Source organism: uncultured Streptomyces sp. (assembly GCF_947488945.1).
GTDB lineage: Bacteria > Actinomycetota > Actinomycetes > Streptomycetales > Streptomycetaceae > Streptomyces.
In genome coordinates this window covers 321,874-346,147 of sequence record NZ_CANLBS010000006.1, presented here as the reverse complement: position 1 = coordinate 346,147, position 24,274 = coordinate 321,874, and the positions used below count along the sequence as shown (strand labels likewise).

Here is a 24,274-nt window from a genome sequence, read left to right as displayed (position 1 = left end):
GCCGTCACTGGCCCCAGGTGAAGTCGTCGCTGCCGCCCGGCCGTTCGCCGGGCTGCTGGTCGTCCTCCTCGGGGTCCTCCGTGCTGGAGCTGGAGGTGCTCGGCGTCGGCGAGATGCTCCGGCTCGGCGTGGGCGAGGGCGACTCGGAGGCCGGCGGCTCGCTGGAGCGCGAGGGGGTGGGCGAGGCGCTGGACGGGGTCGGGGACGCCGTCTCGGACTCGGAGGGCGTCGCCGAGGGGGTCGGCGGCGGTGCCACCTCGCCCGCCTCGACGTGTCCCAGGTCGAATCGCGCGTCGGAGCCGCCGCCGAGGGCGCCCAGCGTGTAGTCGGCCCAGATCCGGGCGGGGAAGCCGCCGCCGTTGGCGCGGCCGGAGTTGGCGGTGCCGGTGAGGCTGACCTGCGCGCCGCCCTTGGCCGGGGACTCCCCGTAGAGGGCGACGACGGTGGTCAGTTCGGGCGTGTAGCCGGCGAACCAGGCGGCCTTGTTGTTCTCGGAGGTGCCGGTCTTGCCCGCCGCCTCGTAGGCCGTGGTGTTGGCGGCGCTGCCGGAACCGGAGTCGACGACGCCGGTCAGGCCCGAGGTGACGGTGTCGGCCGAGGTGCGGCTGATGACCTGCTCGCCGACCCCGTCGACCGCCTCGACCTCGCGGTCGCGGTGCTCGGCCTTCTTCACGATGAAGGGCGTGACCTTCTTGCCGTGGTTGTCGAGGGTGGCGTAGGCGCCGGCCATGTCCCAGGTGGAGGCGTTCATGGTGCCGAGGGTGATGGCGGGGCGCTCGGGGAAGTTCTCGTCGGGCAGGCCGAGGGAGAGCGCGGTCTGCTTGACGTTCTTCGGGCCCACGTCCACGACCATCTGCGCGAAGACGGAGTTCACCGAGCTGTTCAGGGCCCGCTGGACGCTGATCCGGCCGTAGTCCTGGTCGTCCTCGTTCTCCGGGGCGAACGGGGTGTCGCTGCCGACGACGGGCCGCTTGCTGGTGCCGTCGTAGACCGTGTTCAGGCCGATGGTGTTGCCGTCCTGGGTGACGGACCCGTTCTCCAGGGCGGAGGCCAGCACCAGCGGCTTGAAGGTGGAGGCGGGCTGGTAGTCCCGGCGGGTCGCGTTGGAGATGTAGTGCTCGGTGGCGCTGGTGCCGCCGTAGAGGGCGACCACCGCGCCGGTCTTCGGGTCGACGGAGGTGGCGCCCGCCTGGACGGTCGCGTCCACCTTGCTGCCCTCCCGGTCGAGCTTGGACTCCAGCTCGGCGTCGACCGACTTCTCCAGCTGCTTCTGCTTCTTCTTGTCGACGTTGAGGGTGATCGTCCAGCCGCCGGCGCTGAGCTGCTCCTCGGTGACGCCCTGCTTCTCCAGCTCGTCGTTGGCCGCCTCGACCAGGTAGCCGGTCTGGCCCTCCAGGCCGGGAGCGGCCTTGGGCTCCTGCGGGACGGGGAACTTCAGCCCGGCCCGCGCGGAGGCGTCGAGCCACCCCTGCTCGACCATGTTGTCCAGGGTGTAGGCCCACCGGTCCTTCACCAGGCGCTTGCCGGTGTCGGTGGCCGAGGACCAGTCGTACTGGCTCGGCGCCTGGAGGACGGAGGCCAGGTAGGCGCCCTGGGAGACGTTCAGCTTCTCGGCGTCCACGCCGTAGTAGGCCTGCGCCGCGGCCTGGATGCCGCTCGCGCCGCGGCCGTAGTACGCGGTGTTGATGTACCCGGCGAGGATGTCGTCCTTGGTCATCCGCTGGTCGACCTTGAGCGAGATCACCAGTTCCTTGAGCTTGCGGCTGACCGTCGGGTCCTGCGTCAGGTAGTAGTTCTTCACGTACTGCTGGGTGATGGTCGAGCCGCCCTGCTTGCCCTTGCCGCTGAGGGTGCTGAGCAGGGCCCGGGTGGTGCCCTTCAGGTCGACGCCCTTGTCCTGGTAGAAGGACTTGTTCTCGGCGGCGACGAAGGTGTGCTGCACGTCCTTGGGCACCTGGGCCAGGTCCACGATCTCGCGGTTGACGGTGCCGCTGCGGGCCAGCAGGGTGCCGTCGCTGTACTCGTAGACGTTGCTCTGCTTCTCGGCGTCGGCGTTGGCGGCGGGCACGTCGACGTAGACGTACAGCGCCGCGAAGGCGGCCATGACGAGGAGGCAGGCACCGAAGAACGTGCCCAGCATCCGCTTCCAGGTGAAGAGGCCGCGTATGCCGCCCTTCTCCCCCGGCCCGCGTGATCCGCGGGTCCGGGCCCGTCGCTCGTCCGCTCGCCCCATCGTTGCAGTGCTCCCGTTTCTCATCGACCCGCTCGGTTCGGCCAAGACAGCTAACACCGCCGACCCGGACAAAAAGCAAGTGATCCGGTCTTTTCCGGACGTGACAATCAGCACCTGTCGCTAGGGGAACCGACGCACGGGAGGTGCGCGGGGTTGCGGGATGCATTAATGTGTAATCACATTGCTAGCTGCACCCGATACGCATCCCACGGGGGACCCCATGACCGGACAGCACCCTTCGGCACCGCGGACCGACCTGCCCGTGGACACGCCCGACATGCCCGCCGCGCAGGTCAGGGAGGTTCCGGCACACTCCATCCCCGGCGGCCTCGGCCTGCTGCTGACCGTCGTCGGCGTCCTCGCGGGCATCGGCCTGATCGTCGTCGGCGCCGTGACCGGCTCCGGCGGGAACAAGGGCCTCGGCGTCCCGCTGGGCATCCTCGGCGGCCTGCTCGCGCTCGCCTCCTTCTTCTGCATGAGCGGTGTGAAGATGGTCGCTCCCGGCGAGGCCCGGGTGATCCAGCTCTTCGGCCGCTACGTCGGCACCATCCGCACCGACGGGCTGCGCTGGATCAACCCGCTCACCTCCAGCCGGAAGATCTCCACCCGCGTCCGGAACCACGAGACCTCCGTACTGAAGGTCAACGACGCCTACGGCAACCCGATCGAGCTGGCCGCGATCGTCGTCTGGAAGGTCGAGGACACCGCCCAGGCGCTCTTCGAGGTCGACGACTTCCTGGAGTTCGTCGCCACCCAGACCGAGGCGGCCGTGCGGCACATCGCCATCGAGTACCCGTACGACGCCCACGAGGAGGAAGGGCTCTCACTGCGCGGCAACGCCGAGGAGATCACCGAGAAGCTGGCGGTCGAACTGACCGCACGGGTGCGGGCGGCCGGCGTCCGCATCATCGAGTCGCGCTTCAGCCACCTCGCCTACGCCCCCGAGATCGCCTCCGCGATGCTCCAGCGGCAGCAGGCCGGGGCGGTCGTCGCGGCCCGCAAGCAGATCGTCGAGGGCGCGGTGGGCATGGTCGAGATGGCGCTCACCCGGATCGCCGAGCAGGACATCGTGGAGCTGGACTCCGAGCGCAAGGCGGCCATGGTCAGCAACCTGATGGTGGTGCTGTGCGGCGACCGGGCGGCCCAGCCGGTCCTGAACACGGGCACCCTCTACCAGTGACCGGACAGAACCCCCCCGGCGGGCCGCGGCAGCGCAAGCAGATGCTGCTGCGGCTCGACCCCGCCGTGCACGACGCGCTGGCCCGCTGGGCCTCGGACGAACTGCGCAGCGCCAACGCGCAGATCGAGTTCCTGCTGCGGCGGGCGCTCGCGGAGGCGGGCCGGCTTCCGGGTGGGGCGGCCCCGATCGCCCGCCGCGGGCGGCCGCCCAAGCGGACGGCGGAGCCGGGCGCGGAAACCGGCTCCGAGCCGGGCACGGGAACGGGCACGGAGCCGGGTGGCGGGCCGGATGCGGAACCCGGCACCCGCGACCGATGACTGCGGCAAGGATGTATACACCGTAGGTATACACGCGGTGTACAGTACTGCCCATGTCTATCGGCCACACCCTGCTCGGGCTCCTGGAGTCCGGCCCACGCCACGGTTACGACCTGAAGCGCACCTTCGACGAGAAGTTCGGCCACGACCGTCCGCTGCACTACGGGCAGGTCTACTCGACCATGTCCCGGCTGCTGAAGAACGGCCTCGTCGAGGTGGACGGCGTCGAGAGTGACGGCGGTCCAGAGCGCAAGCGGTACGCGATCACCGAGGCCGGCGTCACCGACGTCGCCGACTGGCTCGCCCAGCCGGAGAAGCCGGAGCCGTACCTCCAGTCGACCCTGTACACCAAGGTGGTGCTGGCACTGCTGACCGGCCGCAGCGCCGCCGGCGTGCTGGACGCGCAGCGCGCCGAGCACCTGCGGCTGATGCGCGTCCTCACCGACCGCAAGCGCCGCGGCGACCTCGCCGACCAGCTCATCTGCGACCACGCGCTCTTCCACCTGGAAGCCGACCTGCGCTGGCTGGAACTCACCGCCACCCGCCTCGACAAGCTCGCCGCGGCGGTGACCGGGTGACCCCCGACGGCTCCCTGCTGGTCGCCCGCGACCTGCGCAAGTCCTACGGCTCGACGCCCGCCCTGGACGGTGCCTCCTTCTCCGTCCACCCCGGCGAGGTCGTCGCCGTGATGGGCCCCTCCGGCTCCGGCAAGTCCACCCTGCTGCACTGCCTGGCCGGCATCGTCACCCCCGACTCCGGCTCCGTCACCTACGCCGGACGCGAGCTGTCCGGCATGTCCGACGCCGGCCGCAGCGCCCTGCGCCGCAGCGACTTCGGCTTCGTCTTCCAGTTCGGCCGGCTCGTGCCGGAGCTGACCTGCGTGGAGAACGTCGCCCTGCCCCTGCGCCTCAACGGCGTCCGCCGCAAGGCCGCCGAGCGGACCGCGCTGACCTGGATGGAGCGGCTGGAGGTCGAATCCCTGGCCGCCGAGCGGCCCGGCGAGATATCCGGCGGACAGGGCCAGCGGGTCGCGGTGGCCCGTGCGCTCGCCTCCTCGCCGAAGGTGCTGTTCGCCGACGAGCCGACCGGCGCGCTCGACTCGTACAACGGCGAACGGGTCATGGAACTGCTCACCGAGGCGGCCCGGTCGGCCCGGGTCGCCGTGGTGCTGGTGACCCACGAGGCGCGGGTCGCCGCCTACTCCGACCGGGACGTCACCGTGCGCGACGGCCGGGCCGTCGATCTGGAGCACGCCGTATGACGCTGATCGACGGGCGGGACGCCCCACCCCACGAGGCCGCACCGGCCCCCGGCCCGTCCTGGCCGGCCGCCCGGCTGCGGGATCTCGGGTTCGGCATCCGCTTCGCCTCCTCCGGCGGGCGCGAGGGCTGGATCCGCACCCTGCTCACCGCCGTCGGCGTCGGGATCGGCGTGGCGCTGCTGCTCGTCGCCTCGTCGGTGCCGCACCTGCTGGAGGAGCGGGACGCGCGGAGCAGGGCACGCGAGGAGGCCCGCACGTCGGCGGCGCCCGACGCCCGGACGGAGAAGTCGGACACCACGGTGCTGCGGCTCGGCGCCGAGACGGAGTTCCGCGGCCGGGCCGTGGCCGGCTTCCTGATGCGCGCCGAGGGCACGCGGCCGGTACTGCCGCCGGGCATCCCGGCCCTCCCGGCGGACGGGGCGATGTACGTCTCCCCCGCGCTGAGGGAGCTGCTCGCCTCCTCCGAGGGCCGGCTGCTGCGCGAACGCCTGCCGTACGCGATCACCGGCACCATCGGGGACGCCGGTCTGGTCTCCCCCGACGAACTGCGCTACTACGCGGGCCGCGACGCCTTGACCGCGGCCGACGGCGGCCACCGCCTCGCCGCGTACGGCGACGACGGTGCGGCCGAACCACTGGCCCCGCTGCTGGTGGTCCTGCTGGTGATGGTGTGCGTGGTGCTGCTGGTACCGGTGGGCCTTTTCATCGCCACCGCGGTCCGCTTCGGCGGCGAACGCAGGGACCGCAGGCTCGCCGCGCTGCGGCTGGTCGGCGCGGACATCCGGACGACCCGCTGGATGGCGGCGGGCGAGGCGCTGTTCGGCGCGGTGCTCGGACTGCTGGTGGGGCTGGGGATCTTCCTGGTGGCCCGGAGCTTCGCCGGTTCGTTCCGGGTGTGGAACGTCAGCGCCTTCCCGGCCGACCTGGTGCCCGGTCCGTGGTTCTCGCTGCTGGTCGCCGTCTCCGTGCCGCTCTGCGCGGTGCTGGTGACGCTGGCGGCGATGCGCGCCGTGGTGGTCGAGCCGCTGGGCGTGGAGCGCGGGGGCCGTCACCGGGGCCGGCGGCTCTGGTGGCGGCTGGTGATGCCGCTCGCCGGGGCGGCCGTCCTGCTGCACACGGGCAGGGTGGACGAGTTCACCCCGGTCCGGCCGGCGCCGATCGCGGTGGGAGCCACGCTGGTGCTGTTCGGCCTGGCACTGCTGCTGCCGTGGCTGGTCGAGGTCTGCGTGCGCCGGCTGCGCGGCGGTCCGGTGTCCTGGCAACTGGCCGTCCGGCGCCTCCAGTCGGACAGCGCCACGGCGACCCGCGCGGTCAGCGGGGTCACGGTGGCGGTGGCGGGCGCGGTGGCGCTGCAGATGATCTTCGCGGCGATGGGCGACGAGTTCACCCGCATCACCGGCGAGGATCCCTCGCGGGCCCAGTTCTCCATCACCTCGGAACACGTCACCGGCGACGCCGCGGTCACATCGATCGAGGCGTTCCGCGCGACCGAGGGCGTGCGGAAGGTGATCGGCACCGTCGAGGCGTACGCGACCAGGCCGGGCCACTACACCGAGGACCAGATCCAGCCCACCGCCGGACTCACCGTCGGCGACTGCGGCACCCTGCGCGAGATCGCCCGGATCGGCGCCTGCGAGGAGGGGGACGTCTTCGTCGCCCACCCCGCGAACGACCCGGACATGTCCGCGTGGGTCGACCGGACCGCCCGCAAGGGCGAGGTGGTCCAGGTCGACTCGTACTCCGGCGGCGAGCCGCTGCGCTGGACGCTGCCGGCGGACGCGCGCACGGTCACCGGCCGCAGGGACCCGCGGGGCGAGATGCGCGACGGCATCCTGGCGACCGTCGGCGCGATCGACCCGGCCACCCTGCCGAGCGCCTCGGTCGTCACCCAGGTCCTGGTGGACGAGGACGTCGAGGACGTCTCGGAGTACGTACGCAACACCGCCGTCCGGCTCGACCCGGGGGCGCGGGTCGTGGAGCTCACCTCCACCGTGCGCAGCACCCAGTACGCCACCATCCAGACGGGGCTCCAGGTCGGTTCCACCCTGGTGCTGCTGCTGATCGCCGCGTCGCTGCTGGTGCAGCAGATCGAACAGCTGCGGGAGCGCCGGCGGGTGCTCTCGGTGCTGGTCGCCTTCGGGACCCGCCGCTCGACGCTCGCCCGGTCGGTGCTCTGGCAGACGGCGGTACCGGTGGTGGTGGGCCTCGCGACGGCCGTCGCCGGCGGCCTGGGCCTCGGCGCGATGCTCACCTGGATGATCGGCAAGGAGGTGACCCGGTGGTGGGTGTTCCTGCCGATGGCGGGCGCGGGGGCGGCGCTGATCGTGCTGGTCACGCTGGTGGCGCTGCCGCCGCTGTACCGGATGACGCGGCCCTCCGGGCTCCGCACGGAATGAGCCCGCGGGCGGCGGGGCGGCACGCGTGCCGCCCCGCCGCCCGGCGTCAGCCCCGCCGCCCGGCGTCAGCCCCGCGCCTCCGGGATCCGGACCGGCAGGTCGGTCATCGCGGTGCGCAGGGCGGCGGCGAACTCCTCGAACTCCAGGTGCCGGGCGGCCCCGGCGCGCATCGCCAGCGCGACCCGCCGGGAGGGCGCGGGGGCGGCGAAGTCGGCGGTGGTGAGGGCCGGGTTGCGGCCGGTCTCCACCGCCACCGCGGTCCTCGGCAGCAGCGTCACCCCGAGGCCGCCCGCGACGAGCTGGACCAGGGTGGAGAGCCCGGCCGCGGTCGTCGTCACCGGCGCGCCGGCGGTGCGCCCCGCCTCCCGGCAGACGTCCAGCGCCTGGTCACGGAGGCAGTGCCCCTCGTCGAGCAGCAGCAGCGGCAGGTCGCGCAACGCCTCCCGGGGTACGTCCACCCGCCCGCCGAGCGGGTGGCCCTCCTCCATCACCAGGACGAAGTCCTCGTCGAAGAGCGGCAGTTCGACCACGCCCGGCATGCCCAGCGGCACGGCGAGCAGCAGCAGGTCGAGCCTGCCCCCGGCGAGGCCGTCCAGCAGCGAGGAGGTCTGCTCCTCGTGCACCTGGAGGTCGAGCGCCGGATAGCCGCCGTGCACCAGCCGCAGCACGGTCGGCAGCAGGTACGGGGCGACGGTCGGGATCACCCCGAGCCGCAGCGCCCCGGTGAACGGCGCCCGGACCGCCTCGGCCTCCTCCATGAACGCGCCCATCGCGTCGAGCACCACCCCGGTGCGGGAGGCGAGCCGCTCCCCGGCGTGCGAGAGCAGCACCTTGCGCGTCGTACGCTCGATGAGCTGGACACCCAGTGCCTCCTCCAGCGCGGAGACCGCCCCGGAGAGCGCCGGCTGACTCATCCCGATCGATGCCGCCGCGTCCCGGAAGTGCAGATGCTCGGCGACGGCCGCGAAGGCGCGCAGCTGCGCGAGGCTGGGCTGTTTGGTCCTGTTGCCCTGGTTCATCTGAGCCACTGATAGGCACCTCCGATCATCCCGACCGAGTGTAGCTATTTCCGTGATCAATGCACTCTGTGCCAAGGTGGAAGCCGTCCAACCCCCCAGGAAGTCCCCCAAAAAGGGATGTCCTAAGCTGCAAGGAGAGCGCGTGCTCACTGTCGGTGACAAGTTCCCCGAGTTCGACCTGACCGCCTGCGTTTCGCTGGAGAGCGGCAAGGAGTTCGAGCAGATCAACCACAAGACCTACGAGGGTCAGTGGAAGGTCGTCTTCGCGTGGCCCAAGGACTTCACCTTCGTCTGCCCGACCGAGATCGCCGCGTTCGGCAAGCTGAACGACGAGTTCGCGGACCGCGACGCGCAGATCCTGGGCTTCTCCGGCGACTCCGAGTTCGTGCACCACGCCTGGCGCAAGGACCACCCGGACCTGACCGACCTGCCCTTCCCGATGATGGCCGACTCGAAGCACGAGCTCATGCGCGACCTCGGCATCGAGGGCGAGGACGGCTTCGCGCAGCGCGCCGTCTTCATCGTCGACCAGAACAACGAGATCCAGTTCACGATGGTGACCGCCGGCTCCGTGGGCCGTAACCCCAAGGAGGTCCTGCGGGTCCTGGACGCCCTGCAGACCGACGAGCTGTGCCCGTGCAACTGGACCAAGGGCGAGAACACCCTCGACCCGGTCGCGCTCCTCTCGGGCGAGTGAGCTGACACGACATGGCACTCGACGAACTGAAGGCCGCCGTTCCGGACTTCGCCAAGGACCTGAAGCTGAACCTCGGTTCGGTCATCGGCAACAGCGAGCTCCCGCAGCAGCAGCTCTGGGGCACCGTCCTGGCCTGCGCGATCGCCTCGCGCTCGCCGAAGGTGCTGCGTGAGCTGGAGCCGGAGGCGAAGGCCAACCTCTCCGCGGAGGCGTACACCGCCGCGAAGTCGGCAGCCGCCATCATGGCGATGAACAACGTGTTCTACCGGACCCGGCACCTGCTGTCGGACCCGGAGTACGGCAACCTCCGTGCGGGCCTGCGGATGAACGTCATCGGCAAGCCGGGCGTGGAGAAGGTCGACTTCGAGCTGTGGTCGCTCGCCGTCTCCGCGATCAACGGCTGCGGCCAGTGCCTGGACTCCCACGAGCAGGTGCTCCGCAAGGCCGGCGTGGACCGTGAGACCATTCAGGAAGCCGTCAAGATCGCTTCGGTGATCCAGGCGGTCGGCGTGACCCTCGAAGCCGAGGCCGTGCTCGCCGAATAGCAGGACAGCGACACCCCTGTACGGGAAGGGGCCCCGCGGACGACCGACCGTCCGCGGGGCCCCTTCTTCATGTCCCGCACCGCGTGCCGCGCCCGCACCCCCGTGTCCGGGCGCGGCGGGTGTCAGGTTCCGGGCCGCTCCTCCCCGTCGGCGCCGGGCACCCGCCCGTCGTCCGGGGGCGCCTGGTCCGGTGCTCCCGGCTCGCGTGGGGCCGGTTCCTCCTCGGTGTACTCCTCGTACCGGTCCTCGGGCCGGGAGCCGGGCGCCGCGGTGGGCGCCACGGCGAGCGCGGAGGCCCCGCGCGGCTGGGGCGCGCGGCGCGTCGACTCGTTCCGGCTGTACGCCCGCAGATAGCCGACCACCGTGTTGGTCACCGCCACCAGGGGCACCGCGACGACCGCTCCGCCGATCCCGGCGACCATGCCGCCGGCCGCGACCGAGAGCACGACCGCCAGCGGGTGGACCCGGACCGCCCGGCCGAGGATGAACGGCTGCAGGATGTGGCCCTCGATCTGCTGCACGGCGAGCACCACCAGCAGCACCATCAGCGCCGTGAACACGCCTTCGGTGACCAGCGCCACCACGACCGCCAGCGCGCCGGACACCACGGCGCCGACGAGCGGGATGAAGGCGAACAGGAAGATGAACACCGCCAGCGGCACCGCCATCGGCACGTCCAGGAAGTAGATCCCGAGGCCGATGAAGATCGCGTCGATGAGGGCGACCAGCACTGTCCCGCGCACGTAGGCGGTGAGGGTGTGCCAGGCGCGGGGTCCGGCGCCGGCGACCCCGGGGCGGGCCTGGGCGGGCACCAGCTTCAGCGACCACAGCCAGATCCGCTTGCCGTCGTAGAGCAGGAACAGCGTCGAGAACATCGCCAGCAGCATCCCGGTGAGGAACTCGACCATCACCGTGACGCCCTGGAGCCCGGCGGAGGTGATCTCCTCGGTGTTGGTGCCGATGGTGTCGCTGAGGTTCTGCGCGATGTCGTTGATCTGCGACTCGGTGACGTGGAACGGGCTGTCGAGCAGCCAGCGCTTCAGTTCGTCGATGCCGTCGCGGACCCGGTCGGAGAGGGTGTCGATGTTGTCCATCACCTGCCACACCACGAACCAGCCGACGAGGCCCATCACCACGAAGCCCAGCACCGCGGTGACGGCGGTGGCGAGGCCGCGCGGCAGCCCGAGGTTCTTCAACCGGACCACGGTGGGCTGGAGCAGCGCGGTCACCAGGAGCGCCGCCGCGAAGGCCAGCACGACGAGCTGCACGGCGCTGATGACCCGCATCAGCACCCACAGCGTCCCCGCGAGCACCAGCAGCCGCCAGCCCGCCTCGGCCGCCACCCGCATCCCCCAGGGGATGGAGGCGACCGGGTCGGGCCGGGCCGTGACGTCGGGGGCGTAGGCGGGCGGCGCGGGCACCTGTGGCCCGGAGCCGTCGTCCGTTCCGTACGGGGGGCCGGTGGCGCCGTGCGCGGCGAGGTGGTCCTCGTGCACCCCCGTGGTGGCGGCCCGGCGCTGTTCCATCCGGTCGGCCCACTCCGTCAGCCGGGTGCCGAAATGGTTGAGTCTGTCTGGCAGTTTCGACATCTGTGTTCCCTCTCCCCCATGCGGTCCACCACCGTCTACCCCCGAACGGTCAGATGCGACCGTACACGCGCGAAGCCCCGCACCGAGGGACGGTGCGGGGCATCGCGGAGGCGGAGCGGCGGGCGTCCCGGAGGAGGGCCCGCGGGTACGTCTAGTACCAGTGGTTGGCCTGCCAGAAGGACCAGGCGCCGCAGGGGCTGCCGTAGCGGCCGTCCATGTAGCTGAGGCCCCACTTGATCTGGGTGGCCGGGTTGGTCTGCCAGTCGGCGCCGGCGGACGACATCTTGGACCCCGGGAGCGCCTGGACCAGGCCGTACGCGCCGGAAGAGGCGTTGCTCGCACGGTAGTTCCACGAGGACTCGTGGTTCACGATGTTGCTGAAGCACTGGAACTGGTCGGCGGGGATCATCTGCCGGGCCATCGCCTGCACTTCGGCCACGCTGTACGAGCCCTGGGACGCGAACGACGAGGCGGAGCGGATGGCGGACCGGTTGGCGCGCTCTTCCTTCTCCCGCGCCTCGGCCTCCTTGCGCTGCCTCTCGGCCTTGTCCGCCGCCGACTTCTTGGACTTCGCGTCCTTGGCGGCCTGCAGCCGGGCGTTCTCCTCGGCCGACTTCTTCGCGGCGGCGTCCGCGGCGGATGCCTGGGCATCGGCCTGCTGCGTCAGCGAAGCGGTCTGGACCTGGGCCTGCTGGCCCGCGGGGATGTCTGCGAGCAGCGTGGTGTCGGCTGCGGTCGCCTCGAAGTCGTTGTCCGCGACAGCGGGGGTGCTGCCCGACGCAACGCCTACGACGGCGCCAACGGTGGTGACCGCGGTGGCTGATGCCACTGCGAACCCCCGGACCGAGATCCGGCTCACACGGTGTCCTTCCAGCATCGCCCGCTTAGGTGACCTCGCGGGCGCGATCGTGCCCCATGACACTGGCCTCCCTACTGCATGGGTCACGGGAGGCACGGGCCCGGTGGACGGTCCCCCTGCGGGGAACGCCGCGTGGTGCTCGCGGGCGGCATACGGACGGCGGTTGTTGAGTTGTGTGGTGCTGAGTACCTCGGGAGGTACTCGAGTGCCGTATGCGGGGCCTGACGGAAGCAAGACTCTGCCGGACGCGGACACCGGGAGGCAATTCTCTGGTGCGTGGGAAAGCTCACACGTTGTTTACGCCATCCGTTCGGCGGAAATGACGGCGCAGCACGATGCCGCCCGGCTAAGCTCCTTGGCTCGCCGGGCGGCATCGGTGGGACAGCCGGGTCAGAACTACCCTTCTTCCAGCATTTCGGTCACCAGTGCGGCGATCTGCGACCGCTCCGAACGCGTGAGCGTCACATGGGCGAAGAGCGGATGCCCCTTCAGCTTCTCGACCACGGCGACCACTCCGTCGTACCGGCCGACCCTGAGGTTGTCCCGCTGGGCCACGTCGTGCGTGAGGACGACACGGGAATTAGCCCCGATACGGGACAACACGGTCAGCAGGACGTTGCGTTCGAGCGACTGCGCCTCGTCGACGATCACGAACGCGTCGTGCAGCGACCGGCCGCGGATGTGGGTGAGCGGCAGGACCTCCAGCATCCCCCGCCCCAGCACCTCCTCGATGACCTCGCGCCCGGCGACCGCCGAGAGCGTGTCGAAGACCGCCTGCGCCCACGGGCTCATCTTCTCGGACTCGCTGCCGGGGAGATAGCCGAGCTCCTGGCCGCCGACCGCGTACAGCGGACGGAAGACCATCACCTTCTGGTGCTGGCGGCGCTCCAGGACGGCTTCGAGGCCCGCGCACAGCGCGAGCGCCGACTTGCCGGTGCCGGCCCGGCCGCCGAGCGACACGATGCCGACGTCCGGGTCGAGCAGCAGGTCGAGCGCGATCCGCTGCTCGGCGCTGCGGCCGTGGATGCCGAACGCCTCGCGGTCGCCGCGCACCAGCCGCACGTTGCCCTCCGCCGTGACCCGGCCGAGGGCCTTGCCGCGCTCCGACTGGAGCACCAGGCCGGTGTGCACGGGCAGCTCGGACGCCTCGGGGACGTAGAGCGTCTCCTCGCCGAAGAGCAGGTCCACCTGCTCGCCGGAGAGCGACAGCTCCGCCATGCCGGTGAAGCCGGAGTCCGTGATGGCGAGTTCGGCACGGTACTCCTCGGCGAGCAGCCCGACCGAGGACGCCTTGATGCGCAGCGGCAGGTCCTTGGAGACGACGGTGACGTCGTACCCCTCGGCCTGGAGGTTGCGTGCGACGGCGAGGATGCGTGAGTCGTTGTCCCCCAACCGGTAACCGGCCGGCAGTACGCCGGGATCGGAGTGGTTCAGCTCGACACGGAGGGTGCCGCCCAGATCCCCCAGCGGGATCGGGGCGTCCAGCCGCCCGTAGCGGACCCGGAAGTCGTCCAGCAGGCGCAGGGCCTGCCGGGCGAAGTAACCGAGTTCGGGGTGGTGCCTTTTGGCCTCCAGCTCCGTGACCACGACGATCGGGAGCACGACTTCGTGCTCGTCGAACCGGGCCATGGCGTTGGGGTCGGCCAGCAGGACGCTGGTGTCGAGAACGTAAGTGCGCCTGTCGGGCATGCGGCGCTTAGTGCTGGTCACCACGGAAGGACGTACCCCCTCGGACGAGGACGGGGAGTGCGACGGGCGTCGCGGGACTTCCCGGAGGAAGAGGACGGACCGGGTTCGGGCCCGAAGCGCGGGGCCGAACGCCGGCCCTCCGCGTCGGCCGTACGGTGCGTACGGTCCTTCGTGTGCAAAGGGCCTCCCGGGCGGGCGGCGGTGCCGTCCGCATGGACACGACGTCCGCCCGGCTACTGACCGGACGTCGACCTGACAGGGGTATGCCCTCCCGCACGCGAAGACATGCAGGGAGCTGCTCCACGATGCGGATGCTTCCTGGTGGACGCGCGGTGACGGGGTGATGACGCCCCCTTCCGGGGTCCCCCGGAAGAGGCGCCCGCCAAGCCGGACGGGCGCCCCCGGTGCCGGGAGCGCCCGTCGTGCGGCTTCCGCGGGGAAGCCGTGCGGCACGTGTGGGAAGGGGACGGCGCGGGGCCGTCCGTCAGGCCCCGTAGCGCCGGTGGCGGGCGGCGTAGTCGCGGAGCGCGCGGAGGAAGTCGACCTTGCGGAAGGCCGGCCAGAACACCTCGCAGAAGTAGTACTCGGAGTGCGCGCTCTGCCACAGCATGAAGCCGGACAGGCGCTGCTCGCCGCTGGTGCGGATCACCAGGTCCGGGTCGGGCTGGCCCCGGGTGTAGAGGTGCTCGGAGATGAGGTCGGTGGAGACGATCTCGGCCAGTTCCTCGAAGGTGGTGCCCTTGGCGGCGTGCTCCTGGAGCAGCGAACGCACGGCGTCCGCGATCTCCTGGCGTCCGCCGTAGCCGACCGCGACGTTGACGATTATCCCGTCGACGCCCGCGGTGCGCTCCTCCGCCTCCTTGAGCACGGTCTGGGTGCGGGCGGGCAACAGGTCGAGGGTGCCGACGTGGTGGACCCGCCAGCGGCCGTCCGCCGCGAGGTTGCGCACGGTGTTCTCGATGATGCCGAGCAGCGGGACGAGTTCGGCCTCGGGCCGGTCGAAGTTGTCCGTGGACAGCAGCCAGAGGGTGACCACCTCGACGTCCGTCTCGCTGCACCAGCCGAGCAGCTCGGAGATCTTGTCGGCCCCGGCCTGGTGGCCCTGGACGGCGGACCCGCCGGACGCCTTGGCCCAGCGGCGGTTGCCGTCGAGGATGACACCGATGTGCTTGGGCACCTGGGAGTGGTCCAGGCGGCCTTCCACCCGGCGTGCGTAGAGTCCGTACACCAGGTCGCGCAAGTTCACTGAGTTCACCCTCTCGGTTCCGTGCGGGTCGCCGGCCCGCCTCCCCCGCACCGGGGGCCGGGGTCCGTGGCCCCGTGAGGGGTCGCCATGACGTCCGCGCGAGGCGCCCGCACCGGCGGGCGGCCGCGGCGCCGCACAGGCGCTCCCCGAAGCCGCCACATTACTGCGGGCGGGTGGCGGGGGCCCAACCCGGCCTGTCACAACTCCGTGATAAGCAGTGAAACGTGACTGAAACCATCCCCCACGTGGCCGCCCCGGCGCGCTACGACTCCATGGAGTACCGCCGCTCCGGCCGCAGCGGGCTCAAGCTCCCCGCCGTCTCCCTGGGCCTGTGGCACAACTTCGGCGACGACCGCTCCCTCGGCTCCCAGCGGGCGATCCTGCGCCGCGCCTTCGACCTCGGGGTGACCCACTTCGACCTGGCGAACAACTACGGCCCGCCGCCGGGATCGGCCGAGCGGAACTTCGGCACGCTGTTCGCCCAGGACTTCGCGCCGTACCGCGACGAGCTGATCATCTCCACCAAGGCGGGCTACCTGATGCACCCGGGCCCGTACGGGGAATGGGGGTCGCGCAAGTACCTGCTCTCCTCGCTGGACGCCTCGCTCGGCCGGATGGGTCTCGACCACGTCGACGTCTTCTACTCGCACCGCTTCGACCCGGACACCCCGCTGGAGGAGACGATGGGGGCCCTCGCCTCCGCCGTCCAGCAGGGCAAGGCGCTCTACGTCGGCGTCTCCTCGTACACCGCGGAGCAGACGGCCGAGGCCGCCCGGCTGCTGAAGGAGATGGGCGTACCGGCCCTGATCCACCAGCCGTCCTACTCGATGATCAACCGCTGGATCGAGGACGACGGCCTGCTGGACGTGCTGGAGGCGGCGGGCATGGGGTGCATCGCCTTCGTGCCGCTGGCCCAGGGGCTGCTCACCGACAAGTACCTGCACGGCATCCCGGCCGGGTCGCGGGCGACGCAGGGCAAGTCCCTGGACCCGGCGCTGCTCTCGGACGAGGTGCTGCGGCGGCTCGGCGGCCTGCACGCACTCGCCCAGGAGCGGGGGCAGTCGCTGGCGCAGCTCGCACTCGCCTGGGTGCTGCGGGACAGCCGGGTGACCTCGGCGCTGATCGGCGCGTCGAGCGTGGCCCAGTTGGAGGAGAACGTCGCCGCCCTGGCCGGACCGCCGCTCACGGCCGAGGAGTTGGCCCGGATCGACGAGTTCGCGGTGGACACCGCCGGCACCAACATCTGGGCCGCACGCGGCTGACGCGGGGAGCCCGGAGCGGCGGAGCCCGGAGCGCGGGGCGACCGCGGCGGCACCGGGTGCGGGCACGGAAAACGGGCCGGTCCGTGGGGGGGTACGGACCGGCCCGAGGGGGGGTTTCCACCATAACCCTTCGTAAGTGCGGACGCGTGCTGCGGCACACGACCACTACTCTCCGGAATCGGCGGACTCCGTTCCGGGCAGGAGGAGCACGGTGGTGGGCCGCCGGGAACGCGGTGCCACGGGGGTGGCGGAGACGGGTCGCCGGCTTGACGCGTGGGCGTTCGTACCGGCGGTGTTCGCCCCGGCGGACGGATGGACGTGCGGGTGGTGGGCCGCCGCGTGGGGCAGAGCCGGGGCGGCGGGGATGCTCCCGGCGGCCGGAGCGGCCGGAGCGGCCGGGGTGGTCGGTGTGGTCCGGGGCCGGGGCGGTCCGGACGGCACGTTCAGTGGGGCGAGAAGTCGATCAGCATGGTGTCGCCGGCGACCACGCGGAAGGCTCCGTCGAGGCAGCGCACGAGCGCCTCGTGGACCTCGCCGTGCTCGTCCCGGCGTTCCTCGGTGCCGACCACCGTCCAGGCTCCTCCGTACGGCGGTGGGGGCAGGCAGGCCAGCGGGGCCCGGCCCCACTGCGCGGGCGGCACACACCAGGCGGGGAGGTCCGGCCAGGCGCCGGCCGTGATCCCGAGCGTCCGGTCGGAGGCGCAGGTCATCAGGACGGACCGACCGTCGGTACGGACGAACTCGACCGCCTCGGCCCCTCCGGTCCTGCCCTCCGGCAGGTAGAAGATCCCGTGCACGGCGGTGATCCAGGCACCCCGGAGCCAGTCGGACTCGCCGGAGCGGTGCCTTCCGGCGCGCGCTCCGTGCTCTTCGCTCCCCACCGTCACGGCCCGCTCCCTCGCTCACTCCACCGCCCCGCCGGGCCAGCATCTCACCCCGCGCCGCCAAGGGTGCGGTATGTGGTGGGCGTTGACGCTCCGGGCGGAAACCCGCCGACCTGCCGGAGCGAGGACCGCCCGCCCCGGCCGGGGCCGGGCGGCGCGTGCACCGCCGGAACCGGGCCCTCGGCGTGCAGTCGCCGCACGCCGTGACCACCCCGCGCCCGGTGCCCGGCGTCCGCCGCGACGGGTCACCCGCCGCGCGCTCAGCCGGCCGTGGACGGGGCACGGGCCGGGGGTTTGCGTGCCTCGATGAGAAACCGGGTGGTGTGCGCGACGAACGGGCCCTCGGCCTCGATCAGCCGGTGCAACGCGGCGAGCCGGCGGCGGTAGCGCGCCACGGTGAAGTCCGGCACCATCCAGACCACCTTGCGCAGGAAGTGCACGACCGCGCCGATATCGTGGAACTCCGTGCGCAGCCGCTCGTGGCGCAGGTCCACGACGTCGAGTCCGGCGGCCACGGCTTCGGAGCGGGCGCGCTCCGGGTCGCGGCGCGCACGGGCCTCGGCCGGCTGGGGCCCGAGGAAGTACTCGACCAGTTCGAAGACGGAGGCGGGGCCCACCTGTTGGGAGAAGTAGGTCCCGCCGGGCGCCAGCACCCGGGCGATCTCGTCCCACCAGGTGGTGACCGGGTGACGGCTGACCACCAGATCGAAGGCCGCGTCCCCGAACGGCAGCGGCGGCCCGTCCTCGTCCACCACCACGACCGCTCCGCGCGGGTGCAGCCTCGCCGTGGCGCGGGCGACGTTGGGCGGCCAGGACTCGGTGGCGACCATCAGCGGCGGGAACACGGGCGCCTCGGCGAGGACCTCGCCGCCGCCCGTCTGGATGTCCAGCGCGGCCCGCGCCCGTGCCAGCCGGTCCGCCATGGCCCGCGCGTATCCCCAGGAGGGCCGTTCCTCGGTCGCCCGGCCGGCGAACCAGGAGAAGTCCCAGCCGTCCACCGGGACCGCCTCGGCCTCGGCGACGAGCGCCTCGAAGCGCGCGGCCGAGGCGGCGTCCGTCGCGTCGGCATCCGTGCCGCCACGGGAACCGGGCCCGGGGGAACCGGGACCGACGGCGGACGGGTCGGGGGCGGACGGGTCGGGGGCGCTGGGCGGGACTTCGGTCATGGGTGCAGCGTGGCAGCGCGGGACGGGTGGCGCGAGCGGATTACGGCGGGTCGGGCCGGTCGTGCCGAACGGCCGTGCGGAGTCGTCAGGCCGCGCCGAGGAGCACGCCGATCAGCGCGCCCCCGAGCATGAACGGGCCGAAGGGGATCCCGGTCCGGCGGTTCGCGCGGCGCAGGAGGACGAGGCCGAGGCCGTAGAGCGCGCCGAGGAGGAAGCCGAGGAAGCCTCCGGCGAAGAGGACCGCCCAGCCGTACCAGCCGAGCACCGCGCCCAGGGACAGCGCGAGCTTCACGTCGCCGAACCCCATGCCCTGCGGATTCACCAGAAAGAGGAGGAGGTAGAAGCCGCCGAGGACGACCGCGCCGAGCAGGGCGCCCGTCCATGACCCCCGTGCGCCCGGCAGCAGCGCCGCTGCTCCCAGCAGGGCGGGGGCGGCGACGGCGAGCGTCAGCGTCAGTTCGTCGGGCAGCCGGTGCACCCGCCGGTCGACGACCGCGAGGAGTACGGCGACGGGCGCGAGCAGCAGCCAGACCGCGAGTTCTGGGTGCCGCCCCGTGACGGCGGCCAGCAGCACGCAGACCGTCGCGGTGACGACGGGAGCCGCCCGCCCCGGCGCGTAACGGCCTTCGGGCGAGACGCGCGGGGCGCGTGGTGCGGAGGGTGGGATGGGGGGTGGGTCGGCGGGCGGGGCGGGCGGCGCGTCGGCGGGCGGGGCGGTGGACGGGGCGGCCCCGTCGGGGGCGGGGCCGCCGCCCGGCACGGGCTCGGCGCCGGGGGGTGGCGGGGCACCAGGCGGTTGGCGCGGGGCCGCCGGTGCCGCCCGGCTCGGGGCTTCGGGTCGGGGCGCTGTTCCCGCGCCTCCTGCCGATCCCGCGCCGCCCGCCGTACCGGTGCCCTGCGCCGTACCGGTGCCCTGCGCCGGACCCGTGCCGCCCGCCTCACCCGTGACGTCCGCCGTACCCGTGACGTCCGCCGCGCCCGTGATGTCCGCCGCGCCCGTGTCGCTCCGGGCCGCGGTGGCGCAGACCGGGCAGCGGGCGGGGCCGAGCCAGCCGCGTGCGGGGCCGGTGAGCCGGTGGCCGGCGGGGCAGGCGTCCGGTCGGTCCTCCTCCGGCTCGACGGCGAAGCGATACGCCGCACGCGGCAGCAGCAGCCCGGTGGCGACGCCCCAGGCGGCGGCGACGACGATCAGAGTGGCGTCCACGGGGCGACCCTAATACCGCTGCCCCGCAGGGGGCTTGGGCCCGTGGACCCACTGCCGGCTCCGTCCGGCCCACTGATCGTCGAAGCCCTCCCGGAACGTTCCGGCGGGCGCTACGGTCGGGGCCCATGGGGACTTGGCGTGACGGCGAGGGACGACTCGGCATCGGCAGTGGCTCCGGGACGACGCACGAAGTGGCGCTGCGCACGGCGGCCTCGTACCGGGCGCGCCGGCGCGGGCTGCTCGGGCAGGACGGGGTCGACGGGGCCCTGTTGATCACCCCGTGCAACAGCGTCCACACCTTCCGGATGCGCTTCGCCATCGATGTGGCCTATCTGGACCGGAAGTTGAACGTGCTGACCGTCCGCACGATGGTCCCCGGCCGGCTCGGCCTGCCCCGGCTGCGGGCCCGCCACGTGCTGGAGGCGGAAGCCGGCGCGATGGAGGCATGGGGGCTGCGGCCCGGCGTCCGGGTGGAGATCCGGCCGGGCGCGGCGGTGGACGGCTGAACGCGGTCGGTGAGCACGGCCGGATGAACGCGGCCGGATGAACGCGGCCGGATGAGCACGGCCGGGACGCGCGCGGCGAGAGCTGGGGCTGCTCGCTCCGGCACCCGCGCCACTACCGAGGGCTCCCGTGCCGGGCAGGATCGCCGCTCCGCCGCTGAGTACGGTGGGGTCCGGTGTGGTCACCCCGGCGCGGCCCGATGCTCTGGGACGGCTGTCCGCGGGTGAGTGCGGTGCGCAGCCGTCAGCCTGGCGGGGCCCCCGCCGGTGTCGTCTGCCGGTGTCGTCGCTACGGCGCACGGCGTCGGCGGGCGCTCTCCGGAACCCGGCGCTCGGGCCGGGGACGGTCGCTCCGTGACCGTCTCCCTGTCGGCCTGATCCATCGAAACATCCGTCAGAGAGGTCGTTCATGAGCATCCCCGGAGACAACGCCGCCGGCCACGCCGGATCCGCCGCAGGGTCCGGTGCGGAGGAACTGAAGGCACGGGTCTGCGCGGCCATCGACGCAGCGGCCGGCCGGATCACCGGCCTGAGCGACGACATCATGCGCCACCCGGAGGTCGGTTACCGCGAGACCCGGACCGCGGGCGTGGTCGCGGAGGCGTTCGGCGCACTGGGCCTGAAGCCGGAGACCGGTCTGGCGCGTACGGGCGTCAAGGCCCGGATGTCCGGCCGGTCGGCGGGTCCGACGGTCGGCGTGCTGGGCGAGCTGGACAGCCTGATCGTGCCGGACCATCCCTACGCCGATCCGGAGACGGGCGCCGCGCACGCCTGCGGCCACAACGCGCAGATCGCCTCCATGGTCGGCGCGGGCATCGGGCTGGGCGCGGTGATGGGCGATCTCGACGGCGACGTGGTGCTGTTCGCCGTACCGGCCGAGGAGTGCCTGGAGACCGACTGGCGGTTCGCGCTGCGCGACCGGGGCGAGATCCACCACACCGCCGGCAAGGCGGAGCTGATCCGGCGCGGCCACTTCGACGACGTGGACCTCGCGATGCTCACCCACGCGGGCCCGGCGACGCCGCCGCTCGCCATCGGCGGCTCGGGCAACGGTTCGCTGGTCAAGCGCGTCCGGTTCCGCGGCCGGTCCGCGCACGCCGGCGCCTCGCCGTGGGCGGGCGTCAGCTCGTACAAGGCCGCGACCGTCGCGATCGCGGCGATCGACGCGCACCGGGAGATGTTCCGGGACGGCGAGAACATCCGGGTGCACCACCTGATCACCAGCTCGGGCGCGGCGGTGTCGGCGATCCCGGCGGTCACCGAGATGGAGATGATGATCCGGGCGCGTTCCGTGGAGGCGATGCAGGAGGTGTCGGAGCGGGTCGACCGGGCGCTGCGGGGCGGGGCGCTGGCGATGGGCGCGGACGTGGACATCGACACGGCCGTCTCCTTCCTGCCGTTCGAGGACGACGCTCCGCTGGCCTCCCTCGCCGTGCCCAACGCCCGTGCGCTGGTCGGCGACCGGCTGGAGATCGCCGGCGGCAACTTCGGCGCCTCCACCGACATGGGCGACCTGGGCCGGGTGATGCCGGTGTTCCAGCCGTTCGCCGCGTCCGGTACCGACGCCCCGTTCCACGGCAACGTCTTCCACACCGCAGACCACCATGCCGCCGCCGTCGTGCCGGCCAAGCTGATGGCGATGACCGCGGTCGACCTGCTGGTGAACGGCGCCGCGGCGGCGCGCGACGTCCTGGCCCGCTCGGGCCCCAAACTGTCCCGCGCCGAGTTCGTCGCGCTGCACGACTCGCTGGCCCGCTCGGAGACGTTCCGCGGAGGGCTTTCGGAGGGGTGAGGCGTCGGGCGTCGGGCTGACTGAAGGCTCAGGCTGGGGGCCGGCCCGTCAGTTTCCGGGTCTGGGCAGCGACGAGCGGTTCGGGGATCTCCGGGACCACGGCGTCGAGGTAGTTGGCGGCGCGGAACGCGACGACGGTGGACCCGACCCGCACGAGGCGGAAGGCCAGGGGCGCGGCGTCGGTCCCGGAGTGCCCGGTGAGCCGGTAGGCGAGCGTCTCGTCCCCCAGCGCCGGCGCTGCCTGTGGGGTGACCGCGCCGTACCGGGTGGCTTCGCCCCGGCCGGTGGTCACGAAGCCGGCCGCGCAGGCGGTGAGCGCCCGCCGCAGCTCCGCCATCACCCGGCCCGCCCCGTCGCCGGAGTAAGCGGCGAGGACGAGGGTCACGACGGTGGGGTCCTGCGTCCCGTGTCCCGGCCCCGGTGACGTACCCGGCCCCGGCGCTGTGTCCGGCCCCGCGTCCGGCCCCGGTTCCGCGTCGGGGGCGGCGGTGCGCTGGACGGTGGCGACGGGGTACGTGCCGTCGTCCTGCCCGGGCCGTGCGCCGGGGACGACGCCGGGGGCCGCCTCGATCACCGCCGCCAGCGGGGCACAGACCGGGTCGGCACCCGAAGGGCCGGGGTCCAGGTCCGTGCGGCCCGGCAGCGGGGCGATGCGGTAACCGGCCAGATCGCCGTCGCGCAGAGCGTGCGCCGCCAGCCCGGCGGCGGTGAGCGGCACGCCCGGCTCTCCGGGGAAACCCGTACGGGGCACGGGGGAACCCGTACGGGGCACGTCGGGGCCGACGGGGGCGGTGGCGGCGGGGCCCGGCGGGGTGGCGCCCGTGGGGTCCGGAGGGCCGGGCTCCGTGGACGTACAGCCGCCGAGGGCGAGCAGCAGCACGACGGCCGGGGCGGTCACGGCCCGTGCCCGGCCGGGACGGGCGCTGTGCGCAGGGCCGGAGCGGGCGCTGTCCGCCGCGCGGGATGCGGGGTGGGCAGGCGGCGGGTCGCCGTCCGGGCCGGGCCGCGCGCGCTCCGAGAGGCTCAGTGTGTCCGTGACCGTCCCTCCCCCCGGTGACCGTACTCCGGCGCCCCGTACCGGCCCGTGGGCAGGCGGTACGGCGACACCACTCGGCGGTCCCCCGGACGCGGGCCCCGGACGCGGTCCTCAGACGCGGGCCGGCGGCCTGGTGCCGAGGCGGCTGCCGACGAGTGGTGCCACCGTACGGATGAGTTTGAGCTGGATGGAGCGCAACACCCGAATCGTGATGTCGTCCGCCCAGCCCGTGCTGGTGGACCACTCGTACCCGGACCCCACCACGTCGCTGGCGAAGGCGAGCTCGGTGGACATCAGCGCCCGCGCCCAGTCCAGCGGATCCAGCGCCTCGTCGGCGAGCAGCGCCGAGCGGATGGCGACGCTGCGGCTCTGGAGGTCGTCCGCGCCGTCGAACCCCATGGCCACGGCGAACTCCTCGGTGCAGTGGGCGGGGCCGCTCCACTCCGTCAGGCCCAGTTGCAGAAGTCTGGACTCGTCCTCGGTCAGGGAGAGCTGCTGAGCTGTGGGCACGTTCTCGGTCACCTTCCGGTACGGGAGCGGCCCGGCACCGTGGGGGAGAGCCGGGCCGCGGTCAGTGGGGTCGCGAGAAGGAAACTAGTCCCGCCGGACCCGGCCGGTCGTGGGCCCCAGGACTCACCTCGGGGCCCAAGCCGACGGGCGGGACGGCGGGGTCGGCCGCACCGCCCTTGACGTGCTGCGACACCCGACGGGCCATCCGGACTCAGACAGTGACGATCTCCCCGCCGAACACCCGCCAGGGGGACCGGTCTTCGGAGGGCCGGCCCGCCAACTGGGCGTGCGTACACGCGATCCGGTCACGCACGGCGAGTACGTCGGGCCAGCCGCCGATGCGTTCCGTTCCGTCCACGACGACCCGGTCCCAGTCGGTCCCGGCCGTCACGCCGCCCCGGTCGAGCACGAACCCCAGACAGAGCATCGAGGCGCGGCCCACCGTGTGCCGGACCGCCCGCACGACGCGCTCGCACGGCCCGTACGGCAGCCCGGACAGCCCGATCTCCACGGCCACGGCGCCGCCGCCCGCCCGCCGGATCCGCAACGGCACGTCCCATGCCCCGCCCACCCGCAGGCGTACGTCCAGCGAGTCCAGCTCCTGTGACCCGGCGAGGGCCAGGAACCGCTCCCGGTGGTCGGCGGCGCCCGGTGACGGACCGGTCCCGTCCATGGCGCGGGTGGCCTCCGCACCGCCGGACGGGGGTGCCAGACGCATCCCGTCGGCTTCGAGGTCGCACAGCAGCGTCGTGGCGTCGGGACGTCCCCAACCCCAGTGGTAGGACTGGAAAAAGCCTGTTCCGCTCATGGTTCCCCCTCGTCGCGCTCACGGTTCGGACGGCTCGGCCGGTTCGGACGGCTCGGCCGGTTCAAGCGGTTCGGCCGG

The 24,274-nt window shown here is 72.9% G+C and carries 22 protein-coding genes; 10 read left to right on the top strand and 12 right to left on the bottom strand.

What is annotated here, in order from left to right:
* Positions 1 to 4: 4 nt before the first annotated feature.
* On the bottom strand, positions 5 to 2,233 hold the full coding sequence (locus tag Q0994_RS12430; protein ID WP_299532854.1) for a transglycosylase domain-containing protein: 2,229 nt from the start codon (positions 2,231 to 2,233) through the stop codon (positions 5 to 7).
* Between the two features lie 220 nt (positions 2,234 to 2,453).
* Here Q0994_RS12430 and Q0994_RS12425 point away from each other — a divergent pair, with 220 nt between their 5' ends.
* The 5 genes from Q0994_RS12425 to Q0994_RS12405 are packed head-to-tail and all read left to right on the top strand — an operon-like array spanning position 2,454 to position 7,387.
* Positions 2,454 to 3,413 carry an SPFH domain-containing protein gene (locus Q0994_RS12425; protein WP_299532852.1) on the top strand — a complete coding sequence of 320 codons (960 nt, stop codon included), beginning with the start codon at positions 2,454 to 2,456 and terminating at the stop codon, positions 3,411 to 3,413.
* A 41-nt stretch (positions 3,414 to 3,454) separates the two neighbouring features.
* Positions 3,455 to 3,730 (top strand): hypothetical protein, encoded by a 276-nt coding sequence (locus tag Q0994_RS12420; RefSeq protein ID WP_299533068.1) that lies wholly within the window; start codon positions 3,455 to 3,457, stop codon positions 3,728 to 3,730.
* Positions 3,731 to 3,783: 53 nt separating this feature from the next.
* Complete coding sequence (locus Q0994_RS12415; protein ID WP_299532849.1) at positions 3,784 to 4,308, top strand: PadR family transcriptional regulator; 525 nt, start codon at positions 3,784 to 3,786, stop codon at positions 4,306 to 4,308.
* Entirely contained in the window at positions 4,305 to 4,991 is a 687-nt protein-coding gene (locus Q0994_RS12410) for an ABC transporter ATP-binding protein (RefSeq protein WP_299532847.1), read from the top strand. The genes Q0994_RS12415 and Q0994_RS12410 overlap by 4 nt, the downstream gene beginning before the upstream one ends.
* Entirely contained in the window at positions 4,988 to 7,387 is a 2,400-nt protein-coding gene (locus tag Q0994_RS12405; protein WP_299532845.1) for an ABC transporter permease, read from the top strand. The genes Q0994_RS12410 and Q0994_RS12405 overlap by 4 nt, the downstream gene beginning before the upstream one ends.
* A 65-nt stretch (positions 7,388 to 7,452) precedes the next feature.
* Here Q0994_RS12405 and Q0994_RS12400 read toward each other — a convergent pair whose 3' ends face one another.
* Positions 7,453 to 8,415, bottom strand: coding sequence for a hydrogen peroxide-inducible genes activator (locus Q0994_RS12400; protein ID WP_299532843.1), 963 nt, complete (start codon positions 8,413 to 8,415; stop codon positions 7,453 to 7,455).
* 133 nt (positions 8,416 to 8,548) lie between these two features.
* Between Q0994_RS12400 and Q0994_RS12395 the strand changes: the two genes are divergently transcribed.
* Both Q0994_RS12395 and Q0994_RS12390 read left to right on the top strand, forming a co-directional pair.
* Positions 8,549 to 9,103 (top strand): peroxiredoxin, encoded by a 555-nt coding sequence (locus Q0994_RS12395; RefSeq protein WP_299532842.1) that lies wholly within the window; start codon positions 8,549 to 8,551, stop codon positions 9,101 to 9,103.
* Between the two features lie 11 nt (positions 9,104 to 9,114).
* The gene (locus Q0994_RS12390; RefSeq protein WP_018550318.1) at positions 9,115 to 9,648 is read left to right on the top strand and encodes an alkyl hydroperoxide reductase; all 534 of its coding nucleotides are present in this window, start codon (positions 9,115 to 9,117) and stop codon (positions 9,646 to 9,648) included.
* 122 nt (positions 9,649 to 9,770) lie between these two features.
* On the opposite strand, the gene Q0994_RS12385 is transcribed toward Q0994_RS12390, so the two are convergent.
* From Q0994_RS12385 to Q0994_RS12370, 4 genes are all read right to left on the bottom strand, one after another.
* Positions 9,771 to 11,237: an AI-2E family transporter gene (locus Q0994_RS12385; RefSeq protein WP_299532841.1), complete on the bottom strand. Its 1,467-nt coding sequence runs from the start codon at positions 11,235 to 11,237 to the stop codon at positions 9,771 to 9,773.
* A 151-nt stretch (positions 11,238 to 11,388) separates the two neighbouring features.
* Positions 11,389 to 12,096 carry a lytic transglycosylase domain-containing protein gene (locus tag Q0994_RS12380; RefSeq protein WP_299532840.1) on the bottom strand — a complete coding sequence of 236 codons (708 nt, stop codon included), beginning with the start codon at positions 12,094 to 12,096 and terminating at the stop codon, positions 11,389 to 11,391.
* 396 nt (positions 12,097 to 12,492) lie between these two features.
* The gene (locus Q0994_RS12375) at positions 12,493 to 13,809 is read right to left on the bottom strand and encodes a PhoH family protein (protein WP_299532839.1); all 1,317 of its coding nucleotides are present in this window, start codon (positions 13,807 to 13,809) and stop codon (positions 12,493 to 12,495) included.
* 460 nt (positions 13,810 to 14,269) lie between these two features.
* Entirely contained in the window at positions 14,270 to 15,031 is a 762-nt protein-coding gene (locus Q0994_RS12370; protein ID WP_299533066.1) for an isoprenyl transferase, read from the bottom strand.
* A gap of 224 nt (positions 15,032 to 15,255) precedes the next feature.
* On the opposite strand from Q0994_RS12370, the gene mgrA reads away from it, so the two are divergent.
* On the top strand, positions 15,256 to 16,293 hold the full coding sequence (gene mgrA / locus Q0994_RS12365) for an L-glyceraldehyde 3-phosphate reductase (protein ID WP_299532837.1): 1,038 nt from the start codon (positions 15,256 to 15,258) through the stop codon (positions 16,291 to 16,293).
* 443 nt (positions 16,294 to 16,736) lie between these two features.
* Here the strand turns inward: mgrA and Q0994_RS12360 are convergent, their stop codons facing one another.
* The 3 genes from Q0994_RS12360 to Q0994_RS12350 form a co-directional block, all read right to left on the bottom strand.
* Positions 16,737 to 17,180, bottom strand: coding sequence for a hypothetical protein (locus Q0994_RS12360; RefSeq protein WP_299532834.1), 444 nt, complete (start codon positions 17,178 to 17,180; stop codon positions 16,737 to 16,739).
* Between the two features lie 257 nt (positions 17,181 to 17,437).
* A complete protein-coding gene (locus Q0994_RS12355) occupies positions 17,438 to 18,343 on the bottom strand; it encodes a methyltransferase domain-containing protein (protein WP_299532832.1) in 906 nt (301 codons plus the stop codon).
* 85 nt (positions 18,344 to 18,428) lie between these two features.
* Complete coding sequence (locus Q0994_RS12350) at positions 18,429 to 19,547, bottom strand: A24 family peptidase (protein ID WP_299532830.1); 1,119 nt, start codon at positions 19,545 to 19,547, stop codon at positions 18,429 to 18,431.
* A gap of 125 nt (positions 19,548 to 19,672) precedes the next feature.
* Here Q0994_RS12350 and Q0994_RS12345 point away from each other — a divergent pair, with 125 nt between their 5' ends.
* Both Q0994_RS12345 and Q0994_RS12340 read left to right on the top strand, forming a co-directional pair.
* Positions 19,673 to 20,053, top strand: coding sequence for a DUF192 domain-containing protein (locus Q0994_RS12345; RefSeq protein ID WP_299532828.1), 381 nt, complete (start codon positions 19,673 to 19,675; stop codon positions 20,051 to 20,053).
* 406 nt (positions 20,054 to 20,459) lie between these two features.
* The gene (locus Q0994_RS12340) at positions 20,460 to 21,842 is read left to right on the top strand and encodes an amidohydrolase (protein ID WP_299532826.1); all 1,383 of its coding nucleotides are present in this window, start codon (positions 20,460 to 20,462) and stop codon (positions 21,840 to 21,842) included.
* 28 nt (positions 21,843 to 21,870) lie between these two features.
* On the opposite strand, the gene Q0994_RS12335 is transcribed toward Q0994_RS12340, so the two are convergent.
* The 3 genes from Q0994_RS12335 to Q0994_RS12325 form a co-directional block, all read right to left on the bottom strand.
* The gene (locus Q0994_RS12335; RefSeq protein ID WP_299532824.1) at positions 21,871 to 22,740 is read right to left on the bottom strand and encodes a hypothetical protein; all 870 of its coding nucleotides are present in this window, start codon (positions 22,738 to 22,740) and stop codon (positions 21,871 to 21,873) included.
* 249 nt (positions 22,741 to 22,989) lie between these two features.
* Positions 22,990 to 23,388, bottom strand: coding sequence for a hypothetical protein (locus Q0994_RS12330; RefSeq protein ID WP_299532822.1), 399 nt, complete (start codon positions 23,386 to 23,388; stop codon positions 22,990 to 22,992).
* A gap of 211 nt (positions 23,389 to 23,599) precedes the next feature.
* Positions 23,600 to 24,196 carry a hypothetical protein gene (locus Q0994_RS12325; protein WP_299532820.1) on the bottom strand — a complete coding sequence of 199 codons (597 nt, stop codon included), beginning with the start codon at positions 24,194 to 24,196 and terminating at the stop codon, positions 23,600 to 23,602.
* Between the last annotated feature and the right edge of the window lie 78 nt (positions 24,197 to 24,274).